Origin of the sequence: Mogibacterium diversum, from assembly GCF_002998925.1 — a bacterium.
Lineage (GTDB): Bacteria > Bacillota > Clostridia > Peptostreptococcales > Anaerovoracaceae > Mogibacterium > Mogibacterium diversum.
The window spans coordinates 940,183-958,200 of record NZ_CP027228.1; the positions used below are offsets into that span (position 1 = coordinate 940,183).

Genomic DNA, 18,018 nt, shown 5'->3' on the forward strand with positions numbered 1-18,018 from the left:
TCGCCTTTGTATTTGGTATATATTTGTATATATTATATGGATATATCGTACACCTGTATTGCTATCTGAATATCAGAGTTGCTTTCTTCTCTGTGTATTAGACACTTCCACATATTAGCATTCTCTTTCGTTGCCTTTTTTGTATTCGCTTTTATCCAATCTTCAATCACATCAAGAATACTATTAAAATCTTTATTATCTTTATTGAAAATAATCAACGATATTTTTCTATCTTTCCAAGTAGAGTATCCAAAAACTTGTTCAATTGCATCTGTAAACTTTTTAATTCCATGCCATATTTTACATTCACCAATAAATGCTGATTTATTTTCAAATATTACATGAATGTCTGTTTTGCCTATTTTTCTAAATGTTTCTCCAGTCACGCTATCAACATAATGAGTCCCCAGGGTTGATATTATAAAATCTCTGAGTTCTTCCTCGTTATTTTTATTAAAGGTTCGTGAGGTTGCTTCCATGGTTGAACATGCATTATGAATAATATTTAAGATATTGTTATAGTCTGAATCTGAAATACAATATTCTGGTTCTGCAAATACATTTTTAGTTTTGGGTTTGATAATTTTACGAATTTTTTTCAAAGGCAATGGTCTTATATTAGGTGCATCTGCTTTTAAATTCATTGGAATTTGTAAGGCTTTTTTAATATTATCAAAATCACTAGCTTTATTTTTTCTTAATTCTAATTTGCTTTTTACTAAATTTTCTAACCCCACATTAAAACCTTTAATATCGTTATTTACATTTTCAATCATTGTTAAATAGCTTCTAAAACCACTTTTAAACTCTTCAATTACAAATGTTCTAATATCTTCTTTACCTTTCAAATCATTTCTCTTATATTGAGAAGCATAAAATAAATAACCAGGGTTATCATTTCTTGGACTTACAATTTTATCAGCCACAAACCTACTCAAAATAAATGATGAAGGGCGTAAGTTAAATAACTCACTTTCTCCATAAAATGGAATTTTAAATATTATCTTGTACCCATCAACTAGAAAATATTCTTGCTCATAAGGGTCATATTTAGACCATATATTATATTCCTGTATTTTAACTTCAGATATATCTAATTCTGCCTGATCTACATAGATTAAAATTGGTTCAATTTGATAGTTAGAATAATAATATTCACGCCACTCATCAATATCAATTGTAGTTACTTGTTCGTCAGAAAGACTCAATATTTCATCTTCCATTTTTGTTTTAATTTTTTCTAAATAAGCACTTACTTCTACTTTTGAGAATAAATCCAATATTATCACCACCCAAAATTCAATTTATCTATATTATACCCCACACGAACCTTATTTTATATGATAGATATTTTTTAATATTGCTTCTAACACGTTCACGACAATGCTATTTCCAGCTTGTTTATACAGTATTGACGATAATTTACCTTTTCTTCCTGGATAAATTGCTTTTAGCTTATTAAAGTCTTCATCATCAAAACCCATAAGTCTAAAACACTCTCGCTCAGTTAAATATCTATATTTGCCATTACCTAAATCAATAATTCCTGAATTAGGAATACGCACTTGCTTGGTAGAAATTGTGTAGGCAAACTTATCTATCACTTTAAGTCTTCCTCTAAAATTATTATTTTTAGGCTCTCCTCTTATATATCGAAGCATTGACTCTTGCCTTACTTCATAAATATTTGAAGTGTCTTTCTCAAGAAATTCAGATATATCCCTTGCTTGTGTTTTTTCTAGTTTGACAAAATCAAAAGGATTATTTTCCAAAATACTCACAACAAAGATACGCTCTCTTTTCTGTGGTATTCCAAAATCCATAGCATTTAGAATTTCATATTTGCTCTCATATCCAAGTCTCTCCATTTCTTTTAAGTAATGAAAAAAGGAAGCTCTCAAATTTCTATCGAGAACTCCCTTTACATTTTCCCAAAGCACAACCTTTGGCTTAATATTCATTTCTTCTATTATTCGTATTGTTTCAAAAAGAAGACTACTTCTTGTACCACTGCCCTTTGTACCACCTTGCTTTAAGCCACTTCTGCTGAAATCTTGACAGGGACTACCGTGCATTAATAAATCTATTTTTTTATCTGTTGGATGAAAATCTACTATACTTTTAGGCTCAAATTCTTCATCATAAAGTGCATTATAGCTTTTAACACAGTTCTTATCTAGCTCTACATAATCAATCGTCTTGTGAGGTATTTTTTGCCTTATTAAAGCTTTTTTAATAGCACCTATACCACCAAACAGTTCTAATACATTTAGCTCATCTATTTTCATCACCTCCAATAAAATAAGGGAACAAGATTAGATCTCATTCCCCCTAAAAAACTATTTACGATATATTCCTACTGTTTCTCTTATTTCATTCTCTATACCTTTTAAAAAGTCATCCTTATCCGCCTTGCCATTAGCAATGTCAGATAGTTTCATTTCCCATTCGGCAGTAGTTTCTGCTGATTTAAAAGTATCTGAAACAATAGCCACCAAACTAATTCCTTTATTGGTTGCAATTAAATTCTTTTTATCTCTTTCGATAAAACCTTTGAAAATCAAGTTTTCAATAATACCTGCACGAGTTGCCGGTGTACCAAGTCCTTTTCTTTCTACCTCAATGCCTTTTTCTAACGCGTCATTACCTGCTACTTCCATAGCCTTTAAAAGTGTATCTTCCGTAAAATGTTTAGGTGTTGTTGTATATTTCTCTTTTATTTCTTTATTTTTTATTTCAAATACATCTCCAACCTTTATATCTGGGAGTAGTATATCTTCCGTTTTCTTCGTTTTATATTCTTTTAGATACTTAGTGAATCCCTCATCAATTATCACTTTGCCACTACTTGTAAATTCAAAGCCATCAAACTCAGCAACAATTTTTGTAGTATTTTCTACTAAAGGGTATCCAACACTTGCGTGAAGTTTATTTGTTATAAGTCTATATACCTTTGCTTCACTTTCTGGAAGAGTTGAAATATCTTCTTTTAATGAGCTGATTGTCGGTATAATCGCATGATGATCCGTAACTTTTTTGGAGTTAAACACTATCTTAATTCTTTCAGTATCAAAGTCATTCTTGCCTAATATATTGTTAATTACGCTTGTAATCATATCTTCAGTCAGACATCTGCTGTCAGTTCTTGGGTATGTGATAAGTTTCTTCTCATAAAGACTTTGAGCATAATCAAGTGTCTGTTTCGCACTATATCCAAAATACTTGTTACATTCCCTTTGAAGTGTTGTGAGGTCAAATGGTAACTCAGGCTTTGTTATCTTTTCTTTTTGAACGACATCAATAATTTCTATAGAATTACCTACTAAATTGATTAGCTGCTCTGTTGTAGTCCTGTCATCAATTCTATCTGTAGAAAGTGAAAATCCATCTAAAGAAAGCTCTACTGTATAGTATTTTTCTTTCTTGAAATTATTAATTTCATCATCTCTATTTACAATCATTGCAAGTGTAGGTGTTTGTACTCTTCCCACACTATAATTTTGCTTATACAAGCAAGAATAAAGCCTACTAATATTCATTCCGACTAGCCAGTCAGCAATCGCTCTTGCCTTAGCAGATTCAAATAAATCATCATAGTAACTTCCATCTTTTAAGTTATTGAAACCATCTTTAATTGCACCATCTTCCATTGATGAAATCCAAAGTCGTTTCATCTTCTTTTTACAATTTGCTTGATTGTAAACAAGTCTAAATATGCTTTCTCCCTCACGACCTGCATCACAAGCATTTACTACATTCTCTACTTCTTTAGCATTCAATAATTTTTTTAAAATACTAAACTGTTTCTTTGTAGATTTTGAAACCTCATACTTATATTCACTTGGAATAATCGGTAAATCTTCCATATTCCACTTAGCATACTTTTCATCGTAGCTATCAGGATTTGCCATCTGAATCAGATGACCCACGCACCAGGATACCCTATATCCATTTCCCTCGTAGTATCCATCTTTCTTTTTTGTAGCTCCTATTACCTTTGCAATTGATATAGCTACACTCGGTTTTTCTGCAATAACTAATTCCATATTATCTCCAATCTTTCAAATGAAATAAGGCGAAAGATAATACTCCCTTGCCTTTAACTTGCACCCAAAATCATATAATTTATGGTGCATTTTATTCTTCATCTTCTTCGATTTCTTCAACCTCTATCTCTGATGTTTCTTCACTTTCATCAGCTTCTGAGAAAAAATCATCGTCATAATCTTCTAATGCTTCAAGCTCTTCATTCTCTTTCTTTTTAACAACCTTAAAGTAATAACCTGCACCTAATGCTCCAGCTACTACTAGAATCAGAATTAAGTATGTTCCCATATTACTACTATCTTCTTTTTTCACTGGTTTAGTCTCTTCTTTTATTGGCTCTTCCTTTACAATCTCCTTTTGTGTCTCTTTCTTTTCAACCATGTTCAATAAGTCGTCTTCCGAAACTTCTGTTAAAAGCATTACATTCTCGCTATCTTCATCATGATTAATGATTAGATGAAAAGTCTTTCCATTTTTAGTTGTAAAAGTTACAAACTGTCTTGCATCTGCTGAATACATATCCGTAGACTTACTATCTTTACCATCGTTGTGGTGAATTGGATAATCTTTGTTTGCATTATCCTTATTCTCTGTAACAGAGCCTCTTGCCTTTGATGGTGCTGACGCTACTCCTTTATTGGTATTTACAGGCTTACTTGTTCCATCCATAGAAGACGTATCTCCATTACTTGAATTTTGTTTAGGTGTTAGCTTATTCGGATAACGGATTTCCTGTTTCTCCTCTTTTTTATCTGACTTAGTTTCTACCTTATTTTCAGTCTTAGATGTTGGTGTTGAAATATTACCAGAAGCATCGCTTCCTTTTCCTGTATTTATAGGTGTGCTTGGAATAAAACTACTAAATGATCCACTGTTTTTAGGTACTGGATTTGAAATAGTTGGATTAACATTAGTCCCTATCTTATTTACAGAATTAAGCTTTTCCTGTAGTTCCTTAGTTTTCTTTTCTAACTCTTCAATAGATTTTTTTAGCTCAATATTTTCCTTTGATGAATCAATAGAATCCTTATCCTTTTTGATTTTCTTTTCCAAAGCTTCAATGTCATCTTCAAGATTTTTGATTTTATCTTTTTGCTTATCACTTAACTTATCTTTATCCTTAAGTTCCTTGCTAAGATTATCTACCTTTTCTTTTAAGTCCTTAGACTCCTTATCCATCTTATCTAAATCATTTTTAGTAATATAAGTTTGAGCTGATGAATCTTTCTTAGGTTCTTCTGTTTGAGTGGCTTTATCTTGTTTTGCTTCATCAGACTTCTTTTCTTTATCTTTATCATTTTCAGTCTGAGTTGCTTCATCTTTTACAATCTTTTCTACCTTACGGATAATCTCATCTTTTCCATCGCCTTTTACTTCATAATAAAGAAAATCATCAATGAATTTCATATCGTCAGGTAATATTGGCAAGTCACCACTATCAAGGATTTGTCCTTTATCTGCCTTTACAACCTCTTCCTTAAATACTTTCTCGTCTGAAAATACATACTTAATCTTTACTTCAAATTTCTCTTCCGTTTCTGCAAGAGCTTCAATCGGATTAAGCATTGAAAGTACAGTTCCATCTTTTGCAAATACAATCTGCTTATTTACAGTCATCACACCTATAATTGAAACCAAAAGTAACGCTGCTCCAATAAGTGCGGCCAATACTTTCTTATTCTTCAATTTGCTTTTCATTACTATATTTCTCCTTTTCTTTTTTCTCTTTGAACATCTTCACTAATTCCTCAAGAGTGATATTGTTCTCTCTACAAATCACTACATATTCTTGGTCTAATAGTTCTTCTTTACGAATAAATAAAGGCTCTAAATCTTTATCGATATGAGCCCTCTTATCTAATAATTTTTGAATTTTTTTATTAACAGTATTCAGTTCCCTATTCACATTTTCCACTCCCTTCTATCTTTGTACGTTTGGTGGAAATCCAAATCCTACTGGATGGTGTTTACAGAATGTTGCAATCCAATCATCTAAGGTTGTTACCCTAACTACTCCGATATTATCCATTACCTTACCATCACCAATATAGATACCGACATGACCATAAGTAAGTCCGGCTTGTCCACCACTACTGCTACTTTCAACAGCTACAATCATTCCTACTTTTAACTTTGATCTATCAGAAGTAAATGTATGATTTCGGTACATATCATTAGCATTTCCTCCGATATATCCAAGACCTGCATTTTGATAAACCTGTGAAACCCACATTGCACACCACCCTGCTCCAGGTGATGGAGTAATATATGCTGCATTTACAATTTTCTTTTGAACATCAGACGATGCTTCGTATTCTTTTCCTCCACCTATGCCACCATTTGCAGTAATGAGATTCGTGTTGCCAAACATTTCACCCATATTCCCCTGTGCAAGGAATAGTGTTTCATAATGCTTTAAATTATCTGGATACTTTGCGAAGACTTCTCGAACTACACTATCCATTTCCCTTTTACTTAAAGTAACAATGAGTTTTCTATACTCATAAGGTTCTTCGTGGCTCTCAGTATATTCATTCCCATCTTCATCAGTGTAAGTTTCAGTTACAGACTTATATCTTATCTCTATTTCCTCTTTATAATCGACATGGTACATAGTCTTAAATAAGTCATCTAAAATATTACTAACTTCAGATAAACTCTTTACTTCACCACATCTTGAAGTGATATAGGATAAAAGTTCATGAACATTATGACCAATATCTCCATTTTTTCTTACGATATATTCATCGTATCCGGGATTATTCTTTTCTACATTTTCAAGCTCGCTATATAAGTCATTCTCCTTGTTTGAAAAACTTTGGTTAATCTCAGTTAAAACATTTGGTCTTGATAAATATGATGTTGTTAAAACACTGCTCGTAGAATTAGCAAATCCACCCATTGTCATGCTTGCAAAGTTAAATACAAAAGTTCCAAAAATAATTATGGCGGTCATTATGATTGCTACCACTTTTGCTTTTCTTATGATGAAGTCTTTAGATACCTTAAATGTATCCATCAGTGTCTTTTTAACTCTATCTCTAATTCTTGTCTTATTTTGTTTATAGATAGCTGACTTCATCTGTTTCTTCTTTTGAAACTTTTTATAAGCATTTGCTTTTTTATATTGGTCGGTCTTCTTAACCTCGTCCATGCTTTTTCTAAACTGAAGCTTAGATTTTCTACTTTGGATTTTCCTATCGCTCTTTTCTAAATCATATAGCTTCTTACTTTTTCTCTTGTCCGAATAATTCTTTACACCATGAATAAGTTTAGAGGAACTTCCTAAGCCTTTTTCAGCAGCTTCAACAGATGCATTTTCATCACTACCAGATGATAGATAAGCACTTGTAACCTCACCAAGTTTTGCAGCTCCAATCACACTTCCACCAACTAAGGTTTCCTTGTTATACCTTTTATAAAGCTGATTTTTCTTTTCCCTATCTTTGATGACTTCTTTACCAGTGTTAGAAACGTTAATATTATCTTCCTTTTTCTTATCTGCCCCTTTTCTTGTAAAGAGCTTATCCGAATAGTTCTTTCTTTTAAGTGATTTTTTCTGCTTTTCATGAAGTTTGGATTTTTTATTACCTAAAGGCTCATAAGATACATCGCTATCTCTAAAGTCATTATCATATCTATCAATAACACCATCACCATCTTGGTCTTTTGCTAAAGGATCATAGATTCGATTTTCTTTAACCTCTGTTTGATAATCTGACTTGGCTACTTCGGCTTGAAAACTGTTACTTCGAATATTTCTTTTTATAGCATTTTTGCTCTTGTTACTTGTTTCTATTTCACTAGTAATATCCGTTCTTTTACTTATCTTCTCGTGAATTTTATCTTGAAACCTATTTTCTTCTTTAACTACCTTATCCCTGTAATCATCTCCAGTTTTTCTTTTATAATCTAGGACATCATCTGTTTCAGATTTTGTGATGATTTTCTCTTCTCTTGCCCTTAACTTTTCATTCAAATCTCGCTTTCTTTTTTTACTCATAAGACGCTACCTCACTTCTTCAGGTTTTGTAGTCATCTTTTGATATAGGATTGTGTCTTTAGGGAAGTTATCTACAAATGGAACAATGGTGTTTCCAAAGAAAATCAAACCTTCACCTGCTCTTGAATTGGTAACGAATTTTTCCTGATCCTTTGAGATTTTAAGCTTTACAACAAGCCAATCTCTATCACCTGTTGCTTGATTAAGCATTAGAATAAAATCCGTATTGTCGAAAATATTTTCAATTTCTTTACTTGCAAGTAGATCTTTGACATTTTGTGTAATTCCTGTTGGAATACCTCCCCATTTTCTAAATCTCTTCCAGATTTCCACCGAATACTGTGAAGTCTGTTCATCCTTTAAAAGCAAATGAAACTCGTCAATGTAATACCTTGTACTTTTGCCGGTATTTCTATTTTGGGAAACCTTATTCCAAACCTGGTCTTGAATAACAAGCATACCTATCTTCTTAAGCTGCGTTCCAAGTTCTTTAATATCAAAGCAAATAAGCTGTTTATTTAAATCTACATTTGACTGATGATTGAAGACATTAAGACTTCCTGAAACATAGATTTCCATTTCTGTTGCAAGTTTCTTTCCCACCTTTTCTTCTTGCCCTCTTAACATATTGTAAAGGTCTTGAAGTATAGGCATATTCTCTGGAATTGGATTTTCAAAATACTTTTCATAAATTCTAGGTAAACACCTATCTATAACAGACTTTTCTTCTGCCGTAAGTCCACTACCACCAACCACAAGTTCAAGCATAGACATAATAAAATTTGCCTTATCCTTAAGTGGTGCATCACCATCTCCATAATTCATATTTATATCCAGTGGATTGAGATAGTCCTTACTCTTTGCACTAACCTTTATGACTTCCCCCTTGAACTGTTTAACAAGATTGCCATATTCACCCTCTGGATCACAGATAATGACATCATCATCGGTTGTAAGAATAGCATTTGCCATTTCACGCTTTGCGGAAAAGGACTTTCCAGAACCAGGCGTACCTAAAATTAAGCCATTTGGATTTTTAAGCATTTTTCTATCCGCCATAATGAGATTATGGCTTAAGGCATTTAATCCATAGTACAAGCTATTTGATGAGTTTATGAAAAGCTCCTCTGTTGTAAATGGTAAAAAGACTGCTGTAGATGATGATGTTAGTCCTCTATCTATTTCAATCTTATTTACGCCAAGAGGTAATACACTGATAAAACCTTGTTCTTGGCTATGATCTAAGCGTTTAATCTTACAATTATGTTTACTTGCAATAGATGAAATTTGAGAAATAGTCGTATCAAGTTTTTGTACTGTCCTTGCAAAATTCATAAAGACAATCGTTACGATAAACATACGCTCATCCCTTGTCTGAAGGTCTTTTAAAAGCATCTTGATATTATCTCCATAGGTAATTAAATCACTTGGCAATATGTCCATGTCATAGCCACTTCTAACTGCCTTTTTATTTTCCTCAATCTTCATCTTATCAATATCTGTATTTTTTCTTTTCACCATTTTAATAGCTTCTGTCTGCTCAACTGCCTTGATATGAAAGGAAATATTGATGTTATCATCTATATCTAAAAATTCTGCAAGCATTCTATCCGATAGCTCACTTGCAAGTATTTGAAGATGACTAACAGCTCCAATATATTTTCCAAACTTAAAATACTTACTTGGTACAAAATTAAAAGAATCTGGTGTAATCACCGTCTTTGTACTTTCTCTTGGTTTTAAGTCTTTATAGGAAAAAGAAAAGAGCTTATCTGGATTTAAAATATCATGCAATACCTTCAGTCTTTCTACTCCAGTTAAGCCCTCAGCACGAACTCCCATACTCTTTAGATTTGATAATATATCAATCTCAAGTCGCTCAAGTTTTGCAGTCGCTTGCTCCAAACTATCCGCTTCAACTCCAAAGGTGATATACTTCGATTTCTTTAAACCATTATTTCCCTTTGCAAGCTGACTTTTTAACATCTCACGAAACTCTAATCGAATATCATCATAACCATCATTTTTATCCGGTATCTGAATAGCTGCTTTTAATTCATTATTTCTTCCAAGCTGATTGATATATGAAAACTCAATATCTACACTTGGATCAAAAGAGTTTAAAACATTCGCAAATTGATTGAAAATCAAATCCTTATCTTCTTCTAAGGCAAGCTGATAGTTTATATCCTGAAATGCAATACACTTATTATAGTGCTTTTCATCAAGCTGGCATATTCCACTTTTTAGCATTCTCAGATAAGGTATTGTGTCTTCAACAGTATATCTCTTAGGCTCTTTCTTAAATATTAAGTCGATTAGAGAAGCTTTTTTCTTCTGCTTAGTCAGCTTTTCTTTTTTCAGGTTTCTTTTGTTTTCCTTTAATACCTTTTGATTTTTTTCTAATTGAATTTGCTGTAATTTTCTTTTCTTGTTCAAGGTAAACCTCCTTTCTCAGTCGCTTCTGTGGTTGATAAAACTTGTGTAGATATATGTGCTTAAAATATTTCTCAAAGGTAAGTCCATCTTTTTCAAATAGTGTTACAAAGAAGATTGGAAGCGTTGATACAATTAAAAACAGTATCGCTATATCATTTGGCATAAACTTTCTCATAAATAAATAGACTGGTATACCAACCAGTCCAGCAAGTGTAAATCCAATTAATTGTCTTCTTGTAAGGTTAAAGGCTACCTTTGTTTTTACCTTTTTTAAATCTTTGGGAATTGGTACATAGCCCATAGCTTACCTCCCATCTTCTTTTTCCTTTGAAAATGCTTCAAAATGTTCATAGCATGAAGCAACTTCATTTCTCATCTCTTCTAATTCTGACTCAATGAATGCATTTTTCTGCTCTTGATAACAAAGAATAGATTTCACATCATCTCTTGTACTTTTTACTTCATCTTCTAAATTCTTTAATTTGTTCCTGTTAAAAATCGAGATAGCAAATGCTCCAATTCCTACTGCAATAATTGAAACAGGAAATAACTTTTTATTTACTTCTATCATTAAAAATCCTCCTTAATGTGCGTTTAATACACTCTTTGCAAGCGTTCCACTCTTTAGCATCATTAGACCAAGAAGTAATGCATAGCCTAATATCATAAAGGTACTTGCATGAATGTCCGTTATCTTTATCGTCTTTACTAAAACTGCGTAAATACCCAAGCATATAATCAAGAATAAGCCTTGAAGCCCAATAGCAAATAGACCTTTGATATAGTTTGTTCCAATTTGTCCCCACTCCTTATTTCCCATAGTGGCAAATGGAATTGCTGAAACTGAACAGTAAACATATATCTCAAACATTCTGCCATAGACAACTAGCATTATGACTACCGACATAACCTGTATTGCAACTTTAACAAGCGAGGTTTCAAAGAGTATCATCACCAGTTCTCCAAGTCCTTTGTCTTTTAATCCCTCAATCATCTGAACAATTTGATCACCTGAAACGGTAGCAGAAGTATTGATTACTCCTGCCGCCTGATTTACAAGGTGTTGTGCAACATCAAAGACTGCCATCGAGAATATAAAGGCATGAGATACTAGCCATACCGCTATCCACATCTTTATCATGTATTTAAAAAACTCAAAGGTATCTGTATCGTGCATATTATTCTTTTGCATAACCATATTTATCAGTTCAATACATAAAACTGCTGTAATGATTAAACCTGCAATTGGAATAATGACACTATCATTGATACTCTTAATAAAGTTAAATACCTCTGAGTTCCATCCCATTGGTGTCTTGCCTATATCGGTTGCTACTGCTCCGACTTTATCATTAATGTCGATAAACATTGACTCAAGATTTGCTTGGATACCTCCGAGAAGAAGCTCTTTAAAAAATTCCTCTATCTTATCGAAAATACCAAACATAAGCTACTCTCCTTACTTCAATACATTTGAAAGTAATGGGATTAGTTTTAAGCCGATTAGAACGATGCCTCCACCAGCCATTAGCTGCTTAATGCCCTGAGATTTTGCTCCAGGGTTATCATTACCATATCCCTCCATAAGGTTAATAACACCCCATGCTCCAAGACCAGCACCTACTGCCATTACCAAAATCTTTAATACATTAACTGCTTGTACGAAAAAATCCATTATTTATTCCTCCTCGTTTTCTTCTTTCTTTTCGATTTTGTTCATAGACATAACTACAAAATTCTTATATGTCTTTCCATTTTTAGTTCGTTTGTTGAAGTAACCATACACATGAATGAAATCACCTTCTGAAAATTCCTTAGCCACGTCAGATTTATTGCCATAGGCTGCACAGTTGATATACTCTCTACCTTTTCCATATCCTTTCGAAAGAGCAAAATTTACAACTTGAACCTCTTCATCATCTCTTGTAAAAGTTCCAAAAGTGGGTTCTTTTAACAGGTTGGCATTGATATTAATCATTTCTTTATCCATTTTTTCCTCCAATTAAAAAAGCGACTGAAAAGTTAATTCCAATCGCCAAGTATTTTTATATTTAGTTGTCTTTTAGGTAGGGCTTCTTATCCTTAGCATCTTTTCTCCTTTATTTTCTGTAACATATTTAAGGGAACTATCATTTTGTCGTGTATATATTAGTGAGAGGCATTTGAAATACTAGTTAGCAACTCTTGCGAGTTTTTCCTATTTATTGATCGCAATATAAATTGAAAATAGGCATGAAAAAAAACGATAGATTTTTTATTTCTATCGTCTTTAATACTTTATATTCAGTTCGACAAACTAGGATTTATTTATGATACTCCTCTATTTTATCTCCATATTCGTTTAGGAGTTGTCTCGAATAAATTTTTTCATTTTTTGAGTCTCTAACTTCTTTCCATATAATAGCAGCAACTTTTAACTTGTTAGAATAATAGTCGCTAAATTCATCTGAGCAAAAGTCCTTTAGGAATTGATTCCATTGACAAGCTGAATTATCATACTTAGCGTAGTCTGACTCGCCATAATATACTTTGAGCATATCTTGAATTGTAAAGTTTAAGTCATTTTCTGTTTTCACTTTTCTCCATGCCGTTGCCATATCGGCATTGAACTTAAATGGACTAACACCCGTTACTGCAGAAAAATAGTCCCTAAATTTTTGATTAAAGGAAAAAGCACATTCAAGTAATGGTGTACATAATGTTACAACTTCTGTTTGATTTTTGTTTCCATTTCTCTGAGATTTCTCTATTCTATTTCCCATAAAATATTGTTCTATGATACGATTCAGTTCTTGCTTTGTACTTCTATATTCTAATCCAAGTGACTTGCAAATTTTTGAAAGTTCCTCTCTGTACCAATAATATCTAGAAAATTCTTCAAATGACTTTATATCTCTGAAATCAGGTCTACCGTTCTTCAAATAGCCACACCCCCATAAATTCAAATTTATCTTATTATACCAAATATACCCACGCCACATAAAGCTATAAAAGAAAATATTACAATCTTGTAATTACTGTATTTCTATTAAGTTTAACTTTACCTTTTCTTTTGATATAGTCTTCAATATCAAATAAATTCTTCTTATCATAGTCCTCCAAGAGCTTGTAATTCTTATGCTTTGTAATATCGAATTTGTCTGATAAGAACGGTCTGACACCTCGAAGCTGAAAAATACATTTACTGCCATCCATAACCGTTATCTCGTCTTGGCTCATCAGCTCCTTTCCTGTCTTTTGATAATTCAATCCATAGCTATTGGCATTGGAGCGTGTTTCCGATGTATTATACAGGTCTATGGTTTCTTTCCCCAATGTTTCAGATAGCTCTTTAAGTGTTGTCTTTTCCTTTCCGCCCAAGAATAGCGTGCTATCACAGTTGCCCACGATTGTGTCAGCATTATCCTTATATATCGCCTTTAACTGAGATTGCGCCTGCAAGATAATACTTGCTGAAATCTCTCTTGAACGGATTGTTGCAATTAGCTTCTCAAACTTTGGAATTAAGCCGATATTTGCAAATTCATCAAGCAAACACCTTACATGAACAGGTAATCTTCCTCCGTACTCGTCATCTGCCTTATCACAAAGTAGATTAAAGAGCTGTGAGTACATAATAGATACCACAAAGTTAAAAGTATCATCTGTATCAGAGATAATAACAAAGAGCGCTGTCTTTCTATCGCCAAGAGTGTCAAGCTCAAGTTCATCTTCCTTCATCAAGTCTCTAAGCTCCTGAATATCGAAAGGAGCAAGCCTTGCACCACATGATATAAGAATAGACTTCGCCGTTTTTCCCGCAGCCAATTTGTACTTTTTATATTGCTTCACTGCAAAATGTGTTGGCTCTTTCTTTTCTAACGCTTCAAAGAGTCTATCAATCGGATTCATGTAAGTTTCATCATCTTCTCTTACCTCTGAAGCATCTATCATATCAAGGAGTGTCGCAAAGTTCTTTTCTTCTCTTGGAGCTTCATAGAAGATATATCCGATAAGAGCTGTATAGTAGAGTTTTTCGGCTTTGACCCAAAAATCCTCACCTGCTTTTTCACCCTCACCCTTAGTGTTTGCAATGATTGTCTGCACTAATTTGAGTATATCTTTTTCACTTCTAAGGTAGGCGAATGGATTGTATTTCATGCTCTTTTTGAAGTTGATGGTATTTAAGATTTTTATCTCATACCCGTTATCTTCAAGCATCTTACCACACTCAATTACTATCGTTCCTTTAGGATCTGTAACACAATATGACGAGTGCATTTGCATTAGGTTCGGTTTTACATAAAATCTCGTCTTACCTGAGCCTGAACCACCAATAACAAGTACATTTTTGTTACGAGCATACTTTGGATTAGCAGGTCTTCCATTCATTGTTAATCGTTCAGTTTGGGTAAGCAAAATGTTGTTTTGAAACTTTTCATCCATATATGGCTGAATATCTTTTGTCGTTCCCCATCTTGCTGAGCCATACTCTTTCCCCTGTCTGAACTTTTTAGCATTTTTCCCTTTGGTATATACGATAAATTTGATTAAAACAGCTACTACCACGCCCATTATAATATCCGTAGGATGAATACTCGTAATAAAGCTCATCGTATTAATCTCTAATATCCCTTGAAAGATTTTGTCTATCACATCGCCACCCGTATATGCTCGTACATGACGAGAAAAGATATTGCCAACATAGAAAAATGCAAGATAGGGAATGTTCTGCTTTAGAAACTTTACCTTATCTTGCACCTTAAATAAGCCTTTGATGTCCTGTAATATTTTATCTATCATAGGCTCTGCTCCTTTTGTTTATTCTTGATTTTATCTTTGGAAACAGAGTTTTTAGCCATCTCCTTGAACTTCTCAATATTCTTGTGAATTGACTCCTTATTTTTCTCTTTCTTCTCAATATTTGAAAGCACATTTTGAAAAGCTTTATTCATAACTTTTGTATCTTTTGCTTGGAAGAATACTGAATGTGTCCCAGTCTCCTTATCTTTCATCACTGAGAATTTAACGCCATGTTTATTCAATTCTTTTTTTAGTTCTTTTAATTCACCATCTTTAACATTGATTTCTTCAAGCTGACCTTTCTTAACCATATCTTTGAGTTTGACTTCATTTCCCTCAGCCTTGATAAGTTTATCTAAGCCACCATGTTGTTTTGATCTCTGTTGTAACTTCTTTACTTGGCTTAAGATTTCTTGATATGTTGCCTTTAAGACATTAACTTCAATATTAACTACTCTATTAGAAATTTCTTCATTTATCATCAGTAACCTCCTTCCCTCATATCATAACTAACAAGTGCTGTATAATAGGCATCCATATTGCTTGGTGCATTATATGCTGCCGTTAAAATAAATGCTCTTACATTTCTTATTTTTGATTCGTTCTCTGATAAAGCATTTACAAGATACTCCATATGCGAAGAATCTAATTCTCTAAATCTCTCTTGAACAACATATGCTGGTAATTTCGTTTGATTTATTGTGACTGTATCTTCCGCATTTAATACCATAACATCAGCTAAAACTTTAATTATTTCATCAAAGGTTTTAGCAATAATCTTATTGCCCAGTTTCATATGTTCGTTGTATCCTGTGCTTTCTCTTAATTCTTCTAAACAAGATTTATATGATTTTATTTGTTTACGTCCTTCCTCCATTCCGTCCCCTGAATAAAACAGATCTCTTTCATAGATGGGTAGGTGGGAGGAATTCTCTGTAGAAATATCTGAAGTAATCTTTGATGAATTATTTGTAGTAATCTCTGGTAATGGTTCATGCAAGTTGCCATAATGCACTGGTAGATTTTCATCAAATGCATCGGTGCTAAATGCCTCATTGCATTGGTTGATTTTACCCTCTTCCATTGGTGCATTTTGCCCTAATGCATTAGGCATAGCACTTTTACTTACTTGTTCTAATATTTCTCTTTCTTTCTCTTGTTTTCTTTGATTTAGTTCAAGATAAAGTTCTTCTAATTTCTTATCATTTATTGTGTACCACTTCGTTTTATCTCTAGGATCTTTATTATAGTTTCCAACTAAAAGATAGCCCGCTTTTTCAAGCTTAGAAAAAGTTCTCTTTACTGTATCAACACTTAAATAATCAAAATCTTTTTCTTGCCATGCTCGTATTGAGTTATATGTCCAATACTTGCCATCATGATAATTGTTACCAGACTTCTTATTTATCTCAATCCAGTAATTTATTTGTTGAAGCACAAGAGCTTCATTTAAGCCTAATTCTCTAGCTAATGCTTTATTAGCCAGTATAGGTTGTTCATCAAATAAATACATACTCATATCATCGCCTCCTTTCTCTGAAATTTAGGCATAGAAAAAGACGATAGATTTATATTCCATCGTCTTAACTCTCTCTTATATTTCCTTTAATGTATCTTTCGCTACTTCAAGATATGCTGTGATCCAAAGTGCAATTTTAGGTAGCCCATAAGGACTGATCAAGAATGCCAGTAGTAATGCTGCTATTCCTGTTGCCATATCTTTTTGTATAAAGCAAGCTACTGCTCCTATAAATACTAGAAAAGATATTATACCTAAAATCATTCCACTAACTCTTATAATATATTTTAGAAAAGCAATTAGTATCGACAAGAGCAATATTATTGGAAATAAGATAATTTTTAATACCCATCTCATAACATACCTCTCTATTTCTTTGACTTATCCTCTAAACTCTTAATTCCTGTATTGTTCAACTTTTCAATTGACATCAGCTGAGTTCTCGCAAGCTTTCTAAGTTCTATCATTCTTTCTTTTTGTTCCATACCTTTACCAATAAGGATTGCATTATAGCTTTCCATATTTGCTAGTACCAATAATTCATTCAGACTTGCATAGTCTCTCATATTACCTTTCAAATCTGGATTTTCTTCACGCCACTGTTTTGCTCTTTTGTTAAATAAGGCAACATTGAGCATATCTGCTTCACTTGCATATTTATAGGATAACTGTTCGTCGGTAAGATCCTTTAATAGATATTCTTTGATTGCATCTGTATGGATTTTATAGTTAATCTTAGAAATTTCTCTATTCAAATTCCAACCTAACGATAGCTTAGAATTTTCATCTGACTTAAGCCTTTTGTAGTCTTGGATTAAATAGAGCTTAAACTCTGCTGAAATCCATGAAGCAAATTCCATTGCTATATCAGGATGAGCGAACGTTCCTCCACCTCTCCCAGATTTAGAAACAATACCGATCGCATTTGTATTTTCAATCCATCTTTGAGGTGATAATGTAAATGCATTTGTTCCTGCTTCCTTTCTAAAGGAGTCGAATTCGACCCCTTTAAAATTAGGATTGTGAATAGTCTCCCAGAGACCAAGGAATTCAATTGTATCTCTTACTCTTAGCCAGTTTTTAACAACATCTTTAGGTTCATGCACATTTTTGTATCTTGCAATATCCGTTAGACTTATATAGTCATTTTTAAAGTCTTCAGTATAAATTTGAATAGCAAAACCTTTTGCTTCGATCGTGTCTTTTTTCACCTTAGACATGTGAGTTC

At 33.0% G+C, this 18,018-nt stretch carries 18 protein-coding genes; all 18 read right to left on the reverse strand.

The features are described 5' to 3' along the window. Positions 1-32: 32 nt before the first annotated feature. The 18 genes from C5Q96_RS04370 to C5Q96_RS04455 all read right to left on the reverse strand — a co-directional run bounded on the left by C5Q96_RS04370 (position 33) and on the right by C5Q96_RS04455 (position 18,010). Positions 33-1,280 (reverse strand): hypothetical protein, encoded by a 1,248-nt coding sequence (locus C5Q96_RS04370; RefSeq protein WP_106057195.1) that lies wholly within the window; start codon positions 1,278-1,280, stop codon positions 33-35. A gap of 51 nt (positions 1,281-1,331) precedes the next feature. Beyond that, complete coding sequence (locus tag C5Q96_RS04375) at positions 1,332-2,297, reverse strand: DNA cytosine methyltransferase (RefSeq protein WP_106057196.1); 966 nt, start codon at positions 2,295-2,297, stop codon at positions 1,332-1,334. Between the two features lie 42 nt (positions 2,298-2,339). Then, positions 2,340-4,046, reverse strand: coding sequence for a DNA topoisomerase 3 (locus C5Q96_RS04380; protein ID WP_106057197.1), 1,707 nt, complete (start codon positions 4,044-4,046; stop codon positions 2,340-2,342). 91 nt (positions 4,047-4,137) lie between these two features. Next, positions 4,138-5,745 carry a CD1107 family mobile element protein gene (locus C5Q96_RS04385; protein ID WP_106057198.1) on the reverse strand — a complete coding sequence of 536 codons (1,608 nt, stop codon included), beginning with the start codon at positions 5,743-5,745 and terminating at the stop codon, positions 4,138-4,140. Continuing rightward, positions 5,723-5,953: a conjugal transfer protein gene (locus tag C5Q96_RS04390; protein WP_106057199.1), complete on the reverse strand. Its 231-nt coding sequence runs from the start codon at positions 5,951-5,953 to the stop codon at positions 5,723-5,725. Before C5Q96_RS04390 ends, C5Q96_RS04385 begins: the two co-directional genes overlap by 23 nt. A 15-nt stretch (positions 5,954-5,968) precedes the next feature. Then, positions 5,969-8,050, reverse strand: coding sequence for a CHAP domain-containing protein (locus C5Q96_RS04395; protein ID WP_106057200.1), 2,082 nt, complete (start codon positions 8,048-8,050; stop codon positions 5,969-5,971). A 6-nt stretch (positions 8,051-8,056) separates the two neighbouring features. Continuing rightward, positions 8,057-10,489 (reverse strand): VirB4-like conjugal transfer ATPase, CD1110 family, encoded by a 2,433-nt coding sequence (locus C5Q96_RS04400; RefSeq protein WP_106057201.1) that lies wholly within the window; start codon positions 10,487-10,489, stop codon positions 8,057-8,059. Beyond that, positions 10,392-10,790, reverse strand: coding sequence for a PrgI family protein (locus C5Q96_RS04405; RefSeq protein ID WP_106057202.1), 399 nt, complete (start codon positions 10,788-10,790; stop codon positions 10,392-10,394). The genes C5Q96_RS04400 and C5Q96_RS04405 overlap by 98 nt, the downstream gene beginning before the upstream one ends. Positions 10,791-10,793: 3 nt before the next feature. Further along, positions 10,794-11,060 (reverse strand): hypothetical protein, encoded by a 267-nt coding sequence (locus tag C5Q96_RS04410; RefSeq protein ID WP_106057203.1) that lies wholly within the window; start codon positions 11,058-11,060, stop codon positions 10,794-10,796. A 12-nt stretch (positions 11,061-11,072) separates the two neighbouring features. Beyond that, the gene (locus tag C5Q96_RS04415; RefSeq protein ID WP_106057204.1) at positions 11,073-11,936 is read right to left on the reverse strand and encodes a VirB6/TrbL-like conjugal transfer protein, CD1112 family; all 864 of its coding nucleotides are present in this window, start codon (positions 11,934-11,936) and stop codon (positions 11,073-11,075) included. A 12-nt stretch (positions 11,937-11,948) separates the two neighbouring features. Further along, positions 11,949-12,164, reverse strand: coding sequence for a Maff2 family mobile element protein (locus tag C5Q96_RS04420; RefSeq protein ID WP_000345446.1), 216 nt, complete (start codon positions 12,162-12,164; stop codon positions 11,949-11,951). Positions 12,165-12,167: 3 nt separating this feature from the next. After that, positions 12,168-12,479 carry a single-stranded DNA-binding protein gene (locus C5Q96_RS04425; RefSeq protein WP_106057205.1) on the reverse strand — a complete coding sequence of 104 codons (312 nt, stop codon included), beginning with the start codon at positions 12,477-12,479 and terminating at the stop codon, positions 12,168-12,170. A gap of 313 nt (positions 12,480-12,792) precedes the next feature. Then, on the reverse strand, positions 12,793-13,410 hold the full coding sequence (locus tag C5Q96_RS04430; RefSeq protein WP_106057206.1) for an SAP domain-containing protein: 618 nt from the start codon (positions 13,408-13,410) through the stop codon (positions 12,793-12,795). Between the two features lie 79 nt (positions 13,411-13,489). Continuing rightward, positions 13,490-15,271, reverse strand: coding sequence for a VirD4-like conjugal transfer protein, CD1115 family (locus C5Q96_RS04435; protein ID WP_106057207.1), 1,782 nt, complete (start codon positions 15,269-15,271; stop codon positions 13,490-13,492). Beyond that, positions 15,268-15,753, reverse strand: coding sequence for a PcfB family protein (locus C5Q96_RS04440; RefSeq protein WP_106057208.1), 486 nt, complete (start codon positions 15,751-15,753; stop codon positions 15,268-15,270). The genes C5Q96_RS04435 and C5Q96_RS04440 overlap by 4 nt, the downstream gene beginning before the upstream one ends. Next, positions 15,753-16,790 carry a DUF6017 domain-containing protein gene (locus C5Q96_RS04445; RefSeq protein WP_049493331.1) on the reverse strand — a complete coding sequence of 346 codons (1,038 nt, stop codon included), beginning with the start codon at positions 16,788-16,790 and terminating at the stop codon, positions 15,753-15,755. Before C5Q96_RS04445 ends, C5Q96_RS04440 begins: the two co-directional genes overlap by 1 nt. 75 nt (positions 16,791-16,865) lie before the next feature. Continuing rightward, positions 16,866-17,147 (reverse strand): CD1845 family protein, encoded by a 282-nt coding sequence (locus C5Q96_RS04450; RefSeq protein WP_106057209.1) that lies wholly within the window; start codon positions 17,145-17,147, stop codon positions 16,866-16,868. Positions 17,148-17,158: 11 nt separating this feature from the next. After that, on the reverse strand, positions 17,159-18,010 hold the full coding sequence (locus C5Q96_RS04455; RefSeq protein WP_106057210.1) for a KilA-N domain-containing protein: 852 nt from the start codon (positions 18,008-18,010) through the stop codon (positions 17,159-17,161). Between the last annotated feature and the right edge of the window lie 8 nt (positions 18,011-18,018).